Annotated in this window: 17 protein-coding genes and 2 pseudogenes; 9 read left to right on the forward strand and 10 right to left on the reverse strand. The window is 63.9% G+C overall.

All coding sequences use genetic code 11. The annotated features are described in order from the left end of the window. Positions 1-636: 636 nt before the first annotated feature. Together QTI66_RS38360 and QTI66_RS38365 are read right to left on the reverse strand one after the other, a co-directional pair. A complete protein-coding gene (locus tag QTI66_RS38360; RefSeq protein WP_286565625.1) occupies positions 637-2,256 on the reverse strand; it encodes a hypothetical protein in 1,620 nt (539 codons plus the stop codon). Between the two features lie 197 nt (positions 2,257-2,453). After that, a complete protein-coding gene (locus QTI66_RS38365; RefSeq protein WP_286565626.1) occupies positions 2,454-5,390 on the reverse strand; it encodes an AAA family ATPase in 2,937 nt (978 codons plus the stop codon). 677 nt (positions 5,391-6,067) lie between these two features. Between QTI66_RS38365 and QTI66_RS38370 the strand changes: the two genes are divergently transcribed. Genes QTI66_RS38370 through QTI66_RS38380 form a run of 3 tightly spaced genes read left to right on the forward strand, consistent with a single transcriptional unit; the run spans position 6,068 to position 6,742 of the window. Then, positions 6,068-6,289: a hypothetical protein gene (locus QTI66_RS38370; RefSeq protein ID WP_286565627.1), complete on the forward strand. Its 222-nt coding sequence runs from the start codon at positions 6,068-6,070 to the stop codon at positions 6,287-6,289. 49 nt (positions 6,290-6,338) lie between these two features. Then, positions 6,339-6,578 (forward strand): hypothetical protein, encoded by a 240-nt coding sequence (locus QTI66_RS38375; protein ID WP_286565629.1) that lies wholly within the window; start codon positions 6,339-6,341, stop codon positions 6,576-6,578. Continuing rightward, positions 6,575-6,742, forward strand: a complete 168-nt coding sequence (locus QTI66_RS38380) for a hypothetical protein (protein ID WP_286565630.1) — start codon at positions 6,575-6,577, stop codon at positions 6,740-6,742. Before QTI66_RS38375 ends, QTI66_RS38380 begins: the two co-directional genes overlap by 4 nt. Positions 6,743-6,883: 141 nt before the next feature. Here QTI66_RS38380 and QTI66_RS38385 read toward each other — a convergent pair whose 3' ends face one another. The 3 genes from QTI66_RS38385 to QTI66_RS38395 form a co-directional block, all read right to left on the reverse strand. Further along, positions 6,884-7,168, reverse strand: coding sequence for a hypothetical protein (locus QTI66_RS38385; protein WP_286565631.1), 285 nt, complete (start codon positions 7,166-7,168; stop codon positions 6,884-6,886). Between the two features lie 486 nt (positions 7,169-7,654). Then, on the reverse strand, positions 7,655-7,936 hold the full coding sequence (locus QTI66_RS38390) for a tripartite tricarboxylate transporter substrate-binding protein (protein ID WP_286565632.1): 282 nt from the start codon (positions 7,934-7,936) through the stop codon (positions 7,655-7,657). Between the two features lie 346 nt (positions 7,937-8,282). Continuing rightward, positions 8,283-8,459: a hypothetical protein gene (locus tag QTI66_RS38395; protein WP_286565633.1), complete on the reverse strand. Its 177-nt coding sequence runs from the start codon at positions 8,457-8,459 to the stop codon at positions 8,283-8,285. A gap of 264 nt (positions 8,460-8,723) precedes the next feature. On the opposite strand from QTI66_RS38395, the pseudogene QTI66_RS38400 reads away from it, so the two are divergent. Next, positions 8,724-8,925, forward strand: a pseudogene (locus tag QTI66_RS38400) (DDE-type integrase/transposase/recombinase); the annotation flags it as partial. 148 nt (positions 8,926-9,073) lie between these two features. Here QTI66_RS38400 and pdxR read toward each other — a convergent pair. Further along, positions 9,074-10,516 (reverse strand): MocR-like pyridoxine biosynthesis transcription factor PdxR, encoded by a 1,443-nt coding sequence (gene pdxR / locus QTI66_RS38405; protein ID WP_286565634.1) that lies wholly within the window; start codon positions 10,514-10,516, stop codon positions 9,074-9,076. A gap of 204 nt (positions 10,517-10,720) precedes the next feature. Here pdxR and QTI66_RS38410 point away from each other — a divergent pair, with 204 nt between their 5' ends. From QTI66_RS38410 to QTI66_RS38420, 3 genes are read left to right on the forward strand one after another with little or no spacing between them, the layout of a single operon-like run. Continuing rightward, positions 10,721-11,170: a VOC family protein gene (locus QTI66_RS38410; RefSeq protein WP_286565635.1), complete on the forward strand. Its 450-nt coding sequence runs from the start codon at positions 10,721-10,723 to the stop codon at positions 11,168-11,170. Between the two features lie 4 nt (positions 11,171-11,174). Continuing rightward, positions 11,175-11,438, forward strand: a complete 264-nt coding sequence (locus tag QTI66_RS38415) for a DUF4287 domain-containing protein (RefSeq protein WP_286565636.1) — start codon at positions 11,175-11,177, stop codon at positions 11,436-11,438. Next, on the forward strand, positions 11,435-11,869 hold the full coding sequence (locus QTI66_RS38420) for a DoxX family protein (protein WP_286565637.1): 435 nt from the start codon (positions 11,435-11,437) through the stop codon (positions 11,867-11,869). Before QTI66_RS38415 ends, QTI66_RS38420 begins: the two co-directional genes overlap by 4 nt. Positions 11,870-12,243: 374 nt before the next feature. Here the strand turns inward: QTI66_RS38420 and QTI66_RS38425 are convergent, their stop codons facing one another. The 3 genes and pseudogenes from QTI66_RS38425 to QTI66_RS39820 all read right to left on the reverse strand — a co-directional run. Next, positions 12,244-12,435, reverse strand: coding sequence for a hypothetical protein (locus QTI66_RS38425; RefSeq protein WP_286565638.1), 192 nt, complete (start codon positions 12,433-12,435; stop codon positions 12,244-12,246). 409 nt (positions 12,436-12,844) lie between these two features. Continuing rightward, positions 12,845-13,576, reverse strand: a complete 732-nt coding sequence (locus QTI66_RS38430; protein WP_353506287.1) for a phospholipase D-like domain-containing protein — start codon at positions 13,574-13,576, stop codon at positions 12,845-12,847. Positions 13,577-13,642: 66 nt separating this feature from the next. Then, positions 13,643-14,089: pseudogene (locus QTI66_RS39820) on the reverse strand (phospholipase D-like domain-containing protein); the annotation flags it as partial. Positions 14,090-14,475: 386 nt separating this feature from the next. On the opposite strand from QTI66_RS39820, the gene QTI66_RS38435 reads away from it, so the two are divergent. Both QTI66_RS38435 and QTI66_RS38440 read left to right on the forward strand, forming a co-directional pair. Then, positions 14,476-14,883, forward strand: a complete 408-nt coding sequence (locus tag QTI66_RS38435) for a YbaN family protein (RefSeq protein ID WP_353506286.1) — start codon at positions 14,476-14,478, stop codon at positions 14,881-14,883. Between the two features lie 731 nt (positions 14,884-15,614). Further along, entirely contained in the window at positions 15,615-16,058 is a 444-nt protein-coding gene (locus tag QTI66_RS38440) for a hypothetical protein (protein WP_286565639.1), read from the forward strand. Positions 16,059-16,214: 156 nt separating this feature from the next. Here QTI66_RS38440 and QTI66_RS38445 read toward each other — a convergent pair. Beyond that, the coding region (locus QTI66_RS38445) for a TraR/DksA family transcriptional regulator (RefSeq protein WP_286565642.1) at positions 16,215-16,362 on the reverse strand (148 nt) is incomplete at its 5' end.

Consider the following 16,362-nt stretch of genomic DNA (forward strand, 5'->3'; position numbering starts at 1 on the left):
GCAGCATGGATCAACCCACCACCATCGGAGACCGCCGACCCAACATCACCACAGCCCTGCACAGTAAATTCATGAAGCCGGGTGTAGCAAACTCATTGACACGTTCCGCCCCGCGTGATCGCCCATCGATGCAAGTGCGACAGACGTGCCCGCGATCTGCGCAGCAGCAGCAGCAGCCGCATGAGCCGCTCGCAGTCGCCGAGCAACTCCTGCGACGCGAGCGGCGAAGAAACGGGCAGGGCGGCTGTTCGCGCAATCGGCGCCTGGCCCTGCGAGGGGTTGGACCGTCGCCTTGACGGCCGTGACAGACGGCGCCATCTCCGAATGAGCTTCCCGCGATCGCTCATCGTCGACTGTGCGGTCGCAGGCACGCTTCGAGCAGCGCCTGTCGCACGACGCCGCGACCGCACGCCACCTGCTCGGATCCATCGCGCCAACGCGCTCAGGTCGATGGGCACATCCTCGAGCGGCGCGGGCGGCAACACCAGGATCGGGAGGACCACCGTTACGCCTGCAGCAGCACGGTCTGCTGGGCCGCATGTCGCCGGACTCGCGCACGGCGCGCTCCCAGTGCGCCGGCCCGAGCTCTAGCTCCGACTAGGCGCCCAAGAAGTTCACGATTAGGTCAAATTTCAGTCAAGCTGCAACGAAGCTTCGTTCGACGAAATCTCTGAGGGCGCGTTGGAACGTGAGCCATGCCGAGGCCAATGGACTGCGGCGTCGGATGTCTTCGGGAAGTCGTGGGTCAAGGATCGCCAGACCGGGAGTAAGGACGCGGGTGTAGCTCTTGGTGAAGAGCACGGCGACGGCTCGGCCAACGGTGGTGAGTTCGTAGCGGTGGGCGTTGTGAATCCTGCGGATCAAGCCTTTTCGTTTCAGGCGGCGCAGGTCATAGGTGGCTTGCCGCGTCGTGTAGGGCTCGTCGAGCAGGGCGGCGACTCGCTGAACGAGTTGACCGTTGGTAAATCCGTCCACCAGGTGACAGAAGCCGACGAGTGCCGCCAGCACCGCCATCACGCGCGAGTCGCCGAACCTCAGTGCCGGCGCATACAGACCATCTTCGCTGGTCGAGGGTTGGGTCACGCGCTCAAACGTCCCCACGTCGGGGGCCGGCATCGCGTCTTGCGCCTCGGCGTCACACAATCGCCGGTTGGCCGATTGGCCAACGTCGCGCAGGGCTTTCCAGTTCTTGGCGCAGACGCGTCTGCCAACGCCGAAGTCATGCGTATCGCAGATCACCGTCTCGGTACGCAGGGCTCGTCCCTCCTTGAAGTACTGCTTGATCCGCGAGGATTTGTAGTAACAGCTGAGGATCGGGTCGACGCCTCGGGTGATGACCTTTGTGCGGAAGGAGCCTGGGGTGCGCACACTGACTCGTCGATCGAAGATCAGTGCCACCTGGTCGGGCCGACCGAGATCCAGGTGGTCGCGGATCACGCCCTCGAACCAAGCACGGCCCGCCTGGGGCCGGTCGAACACGACGGTCTCGGAAACCTCAAATTGGCGAAAGGCGAGTTGGTAGACATAACCCGCGTGCAGGTCCTCTGGGCAGAACGGCGAAGGCAGCCGGCAGAACCAACGCCAGAAGAAATCACGCACCGCTCCGGAGCCGAGCTGATCACACCGCTTCTGCAGAGCGCGCGGGTCGGCGCAGGACCGAAAGCCGTTGTCGAGTGCCTCGTACGGGATCCCAGCCTTGTGCATCTGCTGCTTGGCCCACTCATGCCCGTTGAGCCACAGCCAGATCGGAAAGGGCGCGTAGGCGTTGGTCTTCCAGAAGGCTGGCCCCCACCCCGGATCCCAAAGGTAGAAATAGTAGTGATTGATGTAGGCCATCTGCCGGCCCCACTCCATGTGCGGGTGGGCGGCGTTCTCTTGGCCTTTGGCCTTCCACGAACGCCATACCGAGGCCTTCTCCTGGGCGATACCGATCAGCACAACTCGACCCTCGCCCGCTTCGCCGGAAGCCTTCTCGAGCAACGCCCGGGCTCGCTGCTCCTTGTTCTCGCCCTTCTCGAAGTGGATGATCGGGATTCCTTGTTCCTTCGAGAATCGCTCGATCTCCTTGACGAACCTCTCGCCGATCTGGCCGAACGCTGCCGAAGAGGGGATGTGCACGTTCCGATGCCACCTGAGGAAAATGCACACCTGCCCCACGGACTGCAGCTTCGGTACATAGGCCTGAAGAAAGATCCGGTCGATCGATCGGACCTTGAGCGTCGTGTGGTCGCGCAATAAAGTGGCGTAGTCGGCCATGGCAACCTCCATGTCTTGCAACCCAGAGGTTACACGCCCGACCGTGAGGGGCCTCGCCGCAGCGAGTCCCCTCAGGCCCCAATGCTCGGCGGTATGAGGTCGCTCGCTACCTCTAGCGCGACGGCACCACCCAGAGCAGAGTCGAAGCGTCACTTCGAAGATTCTGAAGCGCGAGCATTGCCTGACGTTGCCGGCGCTCAAAATAACTCTTGTGGCGTGCCTTCCAAGCGCTCCTTGAGCATCGATACGATCGAGGCCGGCCGAATCCTGTACGTTTGGTCCGTGCCGGTGCCGCGGTCGACCCATTCGAGCCGGAGCGCCTCGTAGACAGCCTGCCAGCCTTCGCCGCGGCGAACCTGCATTGCAGGGTTGGGCATGTAGTGGCCGTTGCGTGTGCGCGCCCACAGCCTGCGCGCAGGCTTGTAGCCGCTGTCGATCTCTGCGCGCGCCAGCACCTGATTCAGGTAGCTGCGCTTGCGCCGCCTCTGCGGCCAGAGATGGACGGGCAGACCTTCAAGCACCTGATGCAATTGCTCAGCAAAATAACCGTCGCCGAACTTCCATTCCGCCAGCAACCTGGCAGCGCATGACGACGATTGGGTCTTGAACCCCGCCAACATCAGCGTCAGCACCCAGTACTCGCCCTGATGCCGCTCGAGCCTGACAAGCCGTCCGTCAATCTGCACGTCGATCACGGCCGGCGCCAGCTGTTCGAAGATCGGCCCCAGGGCGTCCTTCGCGAAACCCGGCTCCTCCATCGCCCGGCTCACGGCTTGCTGCCAGGCCGTCTGTCCGAATTCATCTTCCGCCTCGGGATTGGCGCCCTTGGCCAGCAGGGCATCGACCAGCGCCGAGTTGCCTGCCCGCGCCGCCAGCATCAGCGGCGTGGCGCCCACGGGCGTCAGATGGTCGACGGTGTGAAGGTCGCACTGCCGCAGGATGTCCTTGAAGTTCCTCGCGCTGTACGGCAGCAGATGACGGTGACGCACGGCGCTTACCGCGCGCACGGTCAGTTCCTCCAGCCTGACCTGAGCCATGGCATCGAAGTGACGGGCCGCATTGAAACTGATCCGGCCGAATTCTCCGTCTGGCGCCAGGCCGCGGGCGGGCTGGAAGCCGGCCAATGACAGCTGCTCGATCCATGCATGCTGGCCATGCCATAGCGCGTAGTCCATCAACGTCTGCTTCTGCTTGGCGCTCGGGTTGCTGCGATCCAGCGCGTGGGGCGCGAGCTTTTCGATCAATGTCCGGCTCCACGGCATCCAGGGCACCGGCTTGCCTTGCAGAAAGGTCTCGCGAATCGCCAGTGCCTGCTCCTGCTTGCCTTGCAGTTCGAGCTTGCGCGCTTCCAGCGCCCACTGCTCCTTGGTCGACGCCTGGGCAGGAGCGGTGCGCGCCTCGCCCGCCTTCAGGTCCAGCAGTTCGAGCAAGGGATGGCCGGTATCGGACTCGATGATCGTCAGGCTCTCCACCGCGCGAGTCATCGCCACATACAAGGCGTTGACGTAGAACTTGTACATCTCCAGCGACTTGTCGCTCTTGTCCCTGGCGCGACGGTAGGCCAGTTCGTTGCCACGCAGATCTTGCGGCGAGACGCCCTCGCAGACATCAGCGTAAGCCGCACGCTGCCCGGAGACGAATCCCAACAGCACCACGTGCGGGTACTCCAGGCCCTTGGCCTCGTGGACCGAGAAGACGAGAGGGGTACGGAACTGGGCTCGTGCCACCGCCTTGTCCTCTTCGCGCAGCACGATCACCGCGTGGCGCGCGGATGCGCGTGTGGTGGCGTCGATCTGCTTGAGTGACGTCTCCTTGGCTTGGACGAGCGTGACTTCGCCGGGGTCCCCTGAGGTGCTGGTTACCAGGAAGTTGGTTTCGCGGTCGATCGACCCGAAGCGGACCTGCTTGATCTTCAGCAGTGTGTTGGCGAGTTCGGTGACGGCCTGCGTGTTTCGGAAGTTGGCCTGCAGGATCTGTAGCGACTGGCGCTGCGCTGCCTCGCCCGCCAAGCCTTGCCAGAACAGTGTCTTCACCGCCGCCCAGGAGAAGAAGTTTGGGTGGACGATCTGGTTGGAATCCCCGCACAACAGGAACTGGCCTGGTTTCTTCAGGCACGCCAGCACCAGGGCCAGCTGCACACCGGTGAGATCCTGCACTTCGTCGATCACCACAAAGTCGTAGGTGCCCTGGGCCAGCGGCCGCCATGCGTGGGCGACCAGGTTCAGATCGAACTGATGGGTCTCCACCAGCCATTGCTGGTAGCGACCAAAGAGGACGTGCGCCGCTGGGCGCGCTGAGGATGCCAGCAGGCTCTGGCGCGTGCCCAGGGCGAGGTAGTCGGACAGGCACAGCGGGCCGGTGGGATGGGCGCCGATGACACCGCGGAATTCCTCGAACAGCGCATGGTCGTCGATGTCGCCCAGCGCTTTGGCTGCAGCGCGGTGTCGCTCGAACCAGCCGCTGAAGGCGTTGAAGGTGACCTCACGCCCCGACGGGACGCGCAGGGTTTCCAGAAGCTCCCGGTAGCTCAGGAACTCGGCTTCCTGGGCAGGATTTTCGTAGGCATGCGCGTCGTACAAGGCCCGCGCCGATTGCGCGAGATAGGCCGATTGCGTCACGTAGAGCACGCGGCCTTCTGCCTCTCTGAGCTTGGCCAGCGTGACGGCGGTCTTGCCGGAGCCGGCCGAGCCGACCAGCACCACCGGCGCTGGCAGGCGCCGGACAGCCTCCTGGGCGTCGTCGAAGACGATGGGCTTGTCGAGCAGCTCGAACTCGGCACGGGTCGCATGCAGCCAGCGCAGTGGGAGTGCCCCGGTGGCGAACTGCGTCGGATCGACGCCTGGCTCTCGCTCGATCTTGGCGTCGTCAACCGGCGCGCCGCGCAGGAAGCGGGATTTGTCGTAGGCGTGGTTCTCGATCACCTCCAGAGCCAGACATATCGTCTCAGCGCCATGGCGCCCGAACTGCAGCAGCAATCTGTTGCTGTAGTCCAGTTTGGCGCGGTAGTAGCCGCCGGTGTGCAGCTTCTTGACGTCGGGACTTTTGAAGTCATCGGCCTCGATGGCCGCGCGCACCTTGGCAAAAGCGGGCTTCACCCGTCGCAGGTCGAGGTCCTTGTACAGCAGGAGGCGCATGGGGGTGTTGAGTATCAGCCACGGGAATGGTCCATTCTGCCCGGCGTGCACCAAAATCCGGGCCCGCGAGCTCAACCCGTCGACACCGTTTCGCGCCGCTCCATGACGGCAGCGCGGCCCGCCACTGGCATCGAAGAACGGAGGCGCGCCTCGGACGCCTTAACTCGGGCGGATAGAAGCGCCCGCCCGCAGGCAACGCCAGAGCGTGCCTGCGACGGCTTCAAGCTCCGGCGGGTGGACGGTCCTCAGTGCTGCTGCAGCGGATGAGGTCCGTTCCGTTTGGTTCAAGCCGAGGGCGCGATCGCACTCCGATACTGGTTATTTATCCAGTACCTTCGGCGTTCCTCCGCCAGACGCGCCCCGGGTGGTTGTCGGGGCACCGGCCGATACGTCCAACGCATGGACAGTCTTGCCCCGAATCGCTCGGCATCCTCCGATGCCCCCAGCCACGGACATGAACCGGGAAGTTGCCTGATCCGGTCTGCGATTCCCGCGGACCACGGTTGTGCACGCCGGAGCACTGGACGACGATGATGAGCCGATCGACCTGCGCTTCCCTGAATCCCCAAGCGCTTTCCTTGACGGAGGGCGACGATAATGGAGAAAAAGGGCGCAAGCCCCGCGCGCGCGGTGAACGCTGCGGGGCTTGCTCATCATCAACGTGAAGGACCACGCCCATGACTGAAGCCGATGGTAGCGGCTGCGCACCGCCTGAACTGCCCCCTGATGCCCCGCAGCCAGCGACCGTGTCCCGCTGGCCGCTCATCGACGCACTGGCACGCAAACACGGCGCTCCGCCCCCTGTCGACAATGATGCCCCGCTCATGGACGAAATCGAAGCCGATCTGCGCAAGGCGGCGGCCATGAACGTGCCCCCGTTCTGGGAGATCCGAGCATGACTGGCAACGATCGAGCCCACTTGTCCTGCTCGCCATCGACGAGCACAGCATGGCGACATTCCACGATGCGCGCACCGACACCTGCTTTGAGGTCCACATGCTCGGCGACCGCGTCTCGGATGGCATGGTCATGACTGAAGGCCGTCGCGAGATCGACCAAGCGCAGGCGCTGCAAGGCGCTGACGCCTACGCCGATCTGGCCGCCGATGCGACGGCCTGCGCCGAGTTCAAGGCAGCAGGGCTCAGGGCAAAGCTGCGAAACGCCCAGCGCGAGAGGGACAAGTCATGACCGACGAAGAGGACCCCGCTGAACCGTGGACTGATGAAGACTTCGACCGTGCATGTATGGAAGCCGTCCGCGACTTGCGCCTGAACAAGGGCGGACGCCCTGTGCTGTTCCACGCGACAACCCGGGCGGCGGCGCAGAGGATCATTGAGGTCCGCGCTGATTGAATCTTGACCCAACCCGGGGTGCGGCATAAACAACTCCAAGATTTCTGCCGCACCCCCCGGAGCGTCATTTTTCAGCCGGTGCCAACACCAAGCGGCGCATGAGGCGCCCACGCAGCTACCCCAGTGCCGATTGGGCAAACATCAAAAAGGCTCCGCGAACGCGCCCAACTCGGCGAGGTCTGTCGTATCCAGTCTGACGGCCCGTGAGGGGCTGAGGCGATGGTGTTGTACCGCGGTCGCCGCTATGAACTCGAAATGCCTCTTGCACGCGTCCAGGAGGCCGTCGGGGCCGCCACGCGCTCCGAAGGCATCGCGCAACGCGTCTTCAGTTATTTCGGCAAGAACACGCGGCCCGTCAAAGCCATCGGGGTGGATGACGAATCGAACCGTCGCGGTGTCGAAGCAGTGGGTTGCTTCACAGTTCATGGTGACTCCTGTTCGTAATGTGTTCCACGCCATCGCCTTGGGGGCCTGCAGATTGACTGGGCGGGACCTTGGCCGAGCCGATCAGGATGACGAAGATTCATCAGCCGCCGGTGAGCTGATGTCGAACGCTTGGCTGGATCCATCCAAGGCTTCTCGCACCAAGTTCAAAGCGGCAGCGAAAGCTGCCGCGTCGGGTGGCCCGACAGGCGCATACGACTTCCCGATGGCGTTGCCTGCCACTGTGAAGGACCCATCGTTTTCCCGACTTTTACGTTTGTACACCCGCTCCTTGAGCCGAAGGATTTGTGCGCTACCGTACAGAACCAAACCTTTTCGATGATAGCGCTTCTCAAGTGCGCACCCCGCAAGTCCTGAGCTCTGTGACGACGAGGTCACACCAGCACACCAGCATCAGTCGACCTTGACGTTCGCGCTTTTCACGATGGCCCCCAGTTGGGTACTTCCTTGGCCAGATAGCTGCCGAAATCAGCCGGCTTCATCCACTTCGGCGGTAAGCCCTGCGCAGCCAGTTTTGTCCTTGATTTCCGGCATCGCAAGGATCTTGTGCATGATGTCCGCGTTGCTCTTGTCGATGATCGGCTTGGGTGTCGCAGCCGGCGCCATCATGCCGATGAACGAGACCGCTTCGAAGTTGGGGTAGCCCTGCTCGGCCACGGTCGGCACGTTGGGTAGTGTCGAGCGCGCGCTGCGCGATCTCCTTGTCGATGACAGCCAGCTCCACTGCAAGGCGATCGAGCTCATCGTCATGGCGCAGCGCCACGCGCTGCTGATCCGGCGGCAGCGGCAATTCCTGCAGGCGCGCACGCCCCTTCTTGCTGAGATGCGTCCCGTCTCGCGCGGGATCAGGTTGGCGTGAAGGATGGATTGGATCCAGTTCTTCAGCCTCGTCATCTGCGACACGAGTTGGGCACGCTCGGCGGCAGCAGAGTTGCAGCTCTACCTCCTCGGTGGGCATCCACACCTCGGGCAGGAACTGCGCCCGCGTGCAGGCGGGCGAGCGTCGCGGCGTCGATCTTGTCGGTCTTCACCTTGGCCCGGGCGACCGCGCGCACCTGGAAGGGATTGGCGATGGCCACGCGATGCACGATCGGCGTCAACAGCCGGACGATGACCGCCCGTTGCTGGTGGCCTCCAGCACGACGTCGTCCTCCTTGGTCAGCGTAGCGGCCAAAATCAGCACCGCATCGCGGGCCATGGCGAAGCGGCCGTGATCCTTCACGAGGCCGTTCTCCAGGATCGCGACCTGCGCGAAGTTGCGATGAACATCCAAGCCGATGACTCTCCTAGGCGTCTCCTGCAGTGGTGGACACACGGCGGAAGCTCGCGGGCAACACGACATTTACGGATTCGCGCTCGCAGCGCAACCGGGCAGATCGAAGGGGCAGCCAGTCAACAACCCGAGCTCGCAGCTCATGAGATACAACGGCCTGCGCGCAAGACATGCTCCCGTCGCCCCTATCCCGGTGCGGCAACGATACTCCGCCGAGGCATCGACCCGTGCGCCGGGAAGGCGCGAGGGACAAGCATGCCGGGTAACAACATGATCGAGCAAGACCATCGGGGCGTGAAGTCACGCATCAACCCGATGCTCGGGTTCAGGGTCTTCGACCGTGCTGCGGTGACGATCGCCGGCGTCGAACTGCTGCATCGCATCCGCAAGGGTCAGTTCAATCTCGGTCGGCTGCATGTTCGGGGCCAAGCTGCGCCCGCGCTGGAATGCCGTGCTTTCGGCATGACCTGCGCGGCCCTCTGGAGACGTCTCTCGGCCACACCGAAAATTTGCACCAGAGCCGATTTGCGGCCGGTGGCCGGCTTTGAGCCTGACCCACTTCGCCTTCTTGTCGCCCTGCATCATGTCAAAGGGCTCGCGCAATGTGAGTGCCGCTATGTTGTTTGGTCAGCAATCTTGCCCAGGCACTCCCCCAGCAGTGCCGTCGCCGCGCGCAACTGTTTGGCGGACAGTGCGGCGTACCCCAGGAGCAGGCCCTGCGGTGCAGGCTGACGCCGGTAGTGTGGTGCGATCGGATGCAGCCCCAAACCGCGCTCCGCTGCGTGCGCGGCCAGCGCTTCGACCCGGCGCGAAGTCCAGCCCGGCAGCCAACCAACCACATGCATGCCGGCGCGTGAGTCGTTGACCACCAGATGCGCGCTGCAATGCTCGCGCAGACCGTCCAGCAACGTCGCGCGGCGGCGGCGCAGTTCCGCTGAAGCATGCCGCAAATGACGATCGAACGCGCCGCTTTGCATCAGCTCGGCCAGTGCTGCCTGCTCGATGCTGCCGCAACCCAGGTCGTCGTGCAGTTTGGCGGAGATGAGATCATCGCGCAGGCCCGTTGGGCAGACCACATAGCCAAGGCGCAGCCCCGGGAAAAGCACCTTCGAGAAGCTGCCGACGTAGATTACCCGGTCGTGGACATCGAGCGATCGAAGTGCCGGGATGGCGACACCGTCATAGCGGAACTCGCCGTCGTAGTCGTCTTCGACCACCCAGCAGGCGCGTTGAGCAGCGTATTCGAGCAAGGCTGTTCGCCGCGCCAGTGACATCACGGCGCCGGATGGGAATTGGTGCGACGGCGTAACCAGGACCATGCGCACGCCGCTTCCCCGCGGCAGGACTTCAACCCGCAAACCCTCGGCGTCGACCTTTACCGGCAGCAGGCGCGCGCCATGAGCCTGCAACGCGCGCGATGCGAGTTCGTACCCGGGATCCTCAATCGCAACGACCGACCCTTCGTCGATCAACACCCGAGCGAGCAGAGAGACTGCCTGCTGCGTCCCGCTGACGACCACCACGTCGTCGGCGTCGCACACGACGCCGCGCCGCCGTGCGAGATACTCGCTGATGGCCTGCCGCAGCACCCGCAGGCCAGTGCTGGGCGGGTAACCCCAATCCCTTGCGCCCACCGCCTGTGACAGCTCGCGCCGCCATGCGGTGACCAGTGGTGGGTCGACCAAGGGCTCGCCGTAGTGCAGGTCGTAACGCAGGCGACGAGCGACGCGGCGAATCGTCGGTGCCGGCAGGCCCCGCAAGCGGGCGGCGTAGCGTGTCTGGGCCGCAACCTGCGCCTTGATCGACGGCCTGTCACCCAAAACCGCCGGGGTCGCCACAAAGGTGCCGGAGCCGACTCTGGCCACCGCCAACTGCTCAGCACACAGCATCTCGTAGGCTGTGAGCACGGTATTGCGCGACAGCCCCAACTCCGCGGCCAGCACGCGCGTCGCAGGCAGTGCTGCACCAGCCTTCAGTTGGCCATGAAGGATCGCACGCTTGAGTGCCCGCGCCAGCTGCGCGTAGAGCACGCCATTGCCATCGAACTGCAAGAACATGGTCCTGGACGCTTTCCGAACTGGTGCCGAGCATACCGATGTGGCAGGCCAATGGGGCCACTTCAGCGCAAGTTTGGCCCGGGCCTTTCGGCCCCATCAATTGGCACCGGAGTGTCGGAGTGGATTGGTACTTTATTCATCGGCCTGAATGCGTAATCTTGGAGCCACTCGACGGGCCATGTCGGCCCATCCCGGGAGCACACCATGTCCACGACCCTGACCCCCTACTTGAGCTTTGGCGGCAACACCCGTGAGGTCTTCGCCTTCTACGAGAAGGCGCTCGGCGCCAAGATCGAAACGATGATGAGTTACGACGACATGCCCGCATCACCCGCGGGCGCCGACGGTTGCGGCGACGGCCCGCGCCCCACCGGCACCAGCATCATGCATGCCTGCCTGGAGCTGCCCGGTGGCGCGAAGCTGTTCGCCGGCGACGTGCCACCAGGCATGCCGTACGAGGGCGTGAAGGGTGCAATGCTGGCCGTCCAGTACGACACCGTCGACCAGGCGCACGGCGCCTTCCACGCGCTGTCGCAGGGCGGTCAGGTGACGATGCCACTGGCGCCGGCGTTCTGGGCCAAGACCTTCGGCATGCTCACCGATCGCTTCGGCGTGTGCTGGGGTGTCAATGGGGAGTCCATTGCCTTGGGATGAGCACATGACGTTCGAGGCGTACATCACCAACATCCGGGCCAAGACAGGCAAAGACCCGAAGGACTTCTTCGACGAGGCCGTGCGCAGCGGCGTTTTGCATCCCGAGACGAAGACGATGCAGTTCATCGCGTGGCTGAAATCCACGTCGGGGCTCGGTCATGGGCACGCGATGGCGGTCTGGGAAGCCTTTCGGCGCAACGGCTGGGTTCCGCTCGCTCCAAGAGTAGCGCCACCCCCCCGAGCCCCCGGCAGGAAGCGCACCTCATGACCGTAGCGAATCCGAAAATGACGGGCGTCCCGGGCACCCACTCAGCGGTGCCAGCGTGGCAGGTGCGCCTTGGGCGCGTCCTGTCTGGCCTTGCGACGCTGTTCTTCCTGCTCGATGCTGCCGGCAAGCTGCTGCAGATCGACCCCGTCATAAGGGGAACCGTCGAACTTGGTTGGCCGGTCTCGTCGGTCGTCCCGCTTGGCGTACTGTTGGTGGTGGGGGCGCTCTTGCATGCCTTGCCCAGGACGGCCGTGCTTGGCGCCATCTACCTGACGGCTTTCCTTGGCGGTGCCATTGCCACGCACTACCGTATTGGATCGCCGTTGTTCAGCCACGTGCTGTTCGGCGCGTACGTGGCTGCGGTCATGTGGGGCGGGCTGGTGCTGCGCTACCCGCAGCTCCTGATGGTCATCCTGACACCGCGGCGCTGACCGCCCTCCGCGCAAGTGCGCTACTGCCTTTGGGCCTGGGGGCTGCGGTTCTCCGTGTACTGGGACGTCAGCAATGGCGCTGAGACCGTGAGTTCAAGTGGCGGACGGAATTGCAACCGCTGCGGACAGCCGGGCAACGGTCCGATGCTGACCGACTGCGTCGGGCCCGAACGTGCCGGGCGCGCGCCCGACGGGGCGAAGCGGTCGGGGTGGCGTTCGCAAGCTGGCTGACGGCCAGATGCGGACCCTTCCCCGACGTCTGCCATTTGTAAGCTGGCGACTCTTGGCAGCTTGACAACCAACGACGGTCTCTGCCACGGCCTTGAGGTCGCTGTATCGTCCAAAACTCCGGAGTCGTGCGCCAGGGCACGCTATCAAACAGTTTTGGAAGAGGCGGGTACGCCAACCGTCTCTTCCTTGCTCGGATCCTCCCTTTCAGGGTGCTTGAGCGCCGGCTTCTGGCCCGGCTGCGGGGCATGTTCGAACCCGGACGCGGTTTCCTCGCCGCGATGCTTCTTTTCCTGTTGCACTTTTTTGTCGTGCGCGACATTGCGTGGATCGGTCATGCGTACACCTTGCCCGTGACCATTCGAGCCGGGCGTGGGACAAGGCGCCGTCCCTCAGCAAACGTTCAGATTTGATTGCTCCGCAGGGACCCAGCCATTTCAACGCAGTCGACGGGCAGGTTGCGTGTGCATCCCCGCCATCGTCTTGCAGGAACAACTTCACGGTTGCGGCACGCCATAGGCGATGTCCAAAGGGAATTCCAATGACCGAGCACAAAGTACCCGAAATGATCGATGAAAAGGCCGAGGCGCTACTTGAGCAGGCCCGCACCGAGGCGCAGTTGCGCGTCGCGGATGTCCACGAAGAGGAGGGCACCGTTTAATCCGGGAAGGCGCAAAACTCTCCGCACCCTGACGACCACGACCAGGTGCAGGCAAGGCGGCAAGCATGTCGACGCCGGCGCCTGCTTCAAAGCAGCTCGTTGAAAGCATGAAAGAAGCCATCCTTGCAACGGTGCCAAAGACCACGCTGCGCCCAATGCGCCGCATCGAGTTCGACGGCGTGTTGCATGTCGAGCAGGAACAACTCCTCCAGTTGTAGTGCCATCGCGGAGTCCTTGATACCCAAGGTGATCTCGTCATTGGTCTCCAACGACCGGTCATCAAAGTTGCTCGACCCGATCGCGCACCACACACCGTCCACCGTCATCACCTTCTGATGAAGCAGGCACTCCTGGTATTCGAAGATGCGAACGCCGCCTTCCAGCAGGACGTGAAAGTTGTGGTGGGCAGCATGCTGAACCATCGGCATGTCTGAAGCCTCTGCAGACGGCACCATCACCCTCACGTCCACCCCACGACGTGCAGTTTCACAAAGCGCCTTGATCGCCTCGTCGTCCGGCAGGAAATAGGGGTTCTGGATCCAGAGACGTTCGCGCGCCATGCAGATCACGAGGTGATGCAGGATCTTCACTGCGGGTGGTGAACCCTCAGCCTTGACGCTGGCCACGTGAACGGCCACGTCGCCGGCGGCCTCCAGTCGTGGGAAGTAAGCCTCTCCAAGAAAGAGCTCTCCGCTGTCTTCCACCCAGTTCTCGGCGAAGACGGACTGCACGGCATGCACGGCGGGTCCCTCCAGCCGCACACCCAGGTCACGCACGTCGTCGCATCTTTGCGCAGACTCGCACATCCAGCCGTCCACGATGCAATGACCACCGACAAAGGCGACACGGCCATCGAGCACGACAAGCTTGCGGTGATCGCGGTCGTTGAACACACCGATATTGCGGATATGCCTGGGGTGATGAAAGTAGAAACGGCAGCCGGCTTCTCGCAAGCGGCGCGGCGTTTCGTCGCTCATGTTCTTTCCACCGTCTGCATCCACCATGACGCGAACCGCGACGCCGGCCCGGCTGCGCTCGATGAGCGCATCGGCCAGGCGCGTGCCGAGCCGGCCTTCCTTCCAGAGGAAAGTCTCGAAGTGCACAGAATGCCTGGCTTCGCCGATGGCCCGGAACATGGCCTCGAAGAATGCGTTGTCGACCAGCAACTCGACTGAATTGCCGTCGTGCAGCGGTCCTTGCGTGAGTCCCGCGATTGACGCCAGGAGCTCACCGATCGGCGCGTCACAGTTGATTTCGAGCTTGGGATCACGGTGCCGACGGATTGACCAGATGACGATGCCGAGCATCACGGTCAGAACGAGCAGCACCATGGCAAGTGCGGTCGACCAAGAGGCGAATTTCAGGACGTTGCCAGTCACAGGCGCCTTCCAAAGCTTTGGGAGGGGCAATGGTAGTGTCAGGGCGAGTGGGCCGTCGGGCGAGCCACACCAAAACGAAATGGCGAATACGTTCAACTGTTTCTCGCCATTCCCTCATGACGAAGCGCTGAGGAAAAAGTCGAACTGATGAATCGCTGGGAAATTCTTGTCGGACAAGCTGGACTCTTCGCTTTCACGCCTCATGCCGGCGCGCTGGGAGCAGCTTGGGCGCGGGGTAGCCGCGAGAACCGGCCGCGCGGCGTGGGCGGCCCCTTTGACCTACGATGCGCCCATGCCCCGCTCGCCATTTTTGGCGATTTCCCGAAAGGACGTCCAGCGTGAATCAACTGCGCACCGCCGTCGCGCGACTGCTGTGGCGTGCGTTGGCCGTGCTGTGCCTGCTGCTGGGCCTGGCAGGCATTTTTCTTCCGATCATGCCGACGGTGCCCTTTGTGCTCGTCGCCGCGTGGGCCGCCGGCCGCGGCTGGCCGGCGCTGGAGTCGTGGCTGCTCGGGCATCCGCGATATGGCGTGCATGTCCGGCAATGGCGCGAGGGCGGCTTCGTGCCGCGCAGGGCCAAATGGGCGGCCAGCATCGGAATGATGGGCAGTGTCGTCCTGTTGCTGTTCCTCCCCGTGCCGAGCGCCGTCCGGATTGCCGTGCCGCTGTGCATGGCGCTGGTAGCCGTCTGGCTGTGGTCACGCCCCGAGCCGCCACCGGCCGCAGGCGATCCGTCAAGCCGGTGACGAAAAGAATGGTGTTTCATGACAGCGCAAGGGATGGGCACGTGTTGGACTGGCCCCAGTCGAGGTTCGACTTCGCAGCGTTTGATAACGTTGCCGATCTCACGCTGCGATGCCGATTGCAGTCGCTTGTGCAGCGCAGATCCCGGAATCGACGGCCGCTCGCAGGAGCTTGCTGACCTTTGGAATATCAAAGACCGATCGGATGGCCACGTGTAGTGTTCTGTTCCTGACGGAACCTGTATGAATCAGGCATCTCCCGTGCTCTACTTCCATCCAGGTTGGAGAGAGCCAATGCGAGTTGCCCCCGAAATAGTGTTGAGCGATGAGGAGCGCGCCGGGTTGGAGAGGCTGGCGCGTTCCAGGCTCACGAGCGTGAGATTGGCGCAGCGCGCGCGCATCGTGCTGCTGGCCGCTGGGGGGGGTCCAGAACAAGGACATCGCCGAACAGTTGGGCGTCGGGCGCGTGCAGGTCGCGCATTGGCGTGAGCGCCATGCGCAAATGCGCCTGACCGGTATCGGGCGCGACTTGCCGCGCGGCGCGCCGCCCGTGAAGGTCGACGTCGCGCACCTGGTGGCGTTGACGACCCGGAGCACGCCCGCGGCGCCGACGCACGCGTCGCAACGGCTGGCTCGACCTTTTGCGCGCGATGCATCGACCTCCAGCTGTCTTTCAGGTACTGTGAAAAACCGTTGCCCGCTGCGTGATCGCCGTGGTGCTGAGGAGAAACCTCTTGGGCCTGTCAGCGAAGTTGTTCCTGATCGCGGCGGAGGACACACTGCAGGCGCTCGCCGACGCGGCGTTCATGCGAATGCTTCGGCAGGAAAGCCCCTCTCGACTACCCGACTTCGCAGGCCAGCGCGTCCGCTTGGCCACCCTTATCGTCGAAATGGCCGATCGAACGCCGTTGCGCGTCGTGCACCGCACCTTCTCAATGCTCGACATCGACAACGACGGCCGGCTCGATGTCGCTCGCTTGAACCAGCAACAATTCGCCCGCATGCCCGACCTCTTGGCAACTGGACCACAATCGCCTGCAACAGGAGCCCCGGTAGTTGATGCGGCCAGCCGCTTCATTGCGCGGGGCGGCTCCTGGCGGCCCGAGGATCGTCTCCTGCGCCGGATTGATGCAGCCTTGGGGCATCTGTCCTGCCGGCGGGTCCGAGTGCTCCGTTGAGCTCCACCAAATACTTGGCCGGCGTCAGCTATCTGGTCTGCCCGCCGCCGTTGCAGCGTCGAAGCGCTTCGTCCAGTTCCGCCCATTCCCTGAGCGGAATGCGGACGACTTTCGCTACCTTGGACAGCAGGCGGCCCGGCTCCTTCTTGCCGTCGCTCAGTCGCCGAACATCTTCTGCTTCAGCTCGCGGCGCTGTTGCGCTTCGAAAGACAAGGTCGCCGTGGGCCGCGCCAGCAGGCGCCCGACGCCGATCGGCTCGCCGGTTTCGTCGCAGTAGCCGTAGTCGCCGGCATCGATGCGCTGG

This window comes from Variovorax brevis, from assembly GCF_030317105.1.
Classification (GTDB): domain Bacteria; phylum Pseudomonadota; class Gammaproteobacteria; order Burkholderiales; family Burkholderiaceae_C; genus Variovorax; species Variovorax brevis.

Bases quoted from the DNA above. Each gene is read 5' to 3' on its own strand.
- QTI66_RS38360 (WP_286565625.1), bottom strand. From the start codon at position 2,256: ATGGCCGACTACGCCACTTTATTGCGCGACCACACGACGCTCAAGGTC.
- QTI66_RS38365 (WP_286565626.1), bottom strand. From the start codon at position 5,390: ATGCGCCTCCTGCTGTACAAGGACCTCGACCTGCGACGGGTGAAGCCC.
- QTI66_RS38370 (WP_286565627.1), top strand. From the start codon at position 6,068: ATGACTGAAGCCGATGGTAGCGGCTGCGCACCGCCTGAACTGCCCCCT.
- QTI66_RS38375 (WP_286565629.1), top strand. From the start codon at position 6,339: ATGGCGACATTCCACGATGCGCGCACCGACACCTGCTTTGAGGTCCAC.
- QTI66_RS38380 (WP_286565630.1), top strand. From the start codon at position 6,575: ATGACCGACGAAGAGGACCCCGCTGAACCGTGGACTGATGAAGACTTC.
- QTI66_RS38385 (WP_286565631.1), bottom strand. From the start codon at position 7,168: ATGAACTGTGAAGCAACCCACTGCTTCGACACCGCGACGGTTCGATTC.
- QTI66_RS38390 (WP_286565632.1), bottom strand. From the start codon at position 7,936: ATGACGATGAGCTCGATCGCCTTGCAGTGGAGCTGGCTGTCATCGACA.
- pdxR (WP_286565634.1), bottom strand. From the start codon at position 10,516: ATGTTCTTGCAGTTCGATGGCAATGGCGTGCTCTACGCGCAGCTGGCG.
- QTI66_RS38410 (WP_286565635.1), top strand. From the start codon at position 10,721: ATGTCCACGACCCTGACCCCCTACTTGAGCTTTGGCGGCAACACCCGT.
- QTI66_RS38415 (WP_286565636.1), top strand. From the start codon at position 11,175: ATGACGTTCGAGGCGTACATCACCAACATCCGGGCCAAGACAGGCAAA.
- QTI66_RS38420 (WP_286565637.1), top strand. From the start codon at position 11,435: ATGACCGTAGCGAATCCGAAAATGACGGGCGTCCCGGGCACCCACTCA.
- QTI66_RS38425 (WP_286565638.1), bottom strand. From the start codon at position 12,435: ATGACCGATCCACGCAATGTCGCGCACGACAAAAAAGTGCAACAGGAA.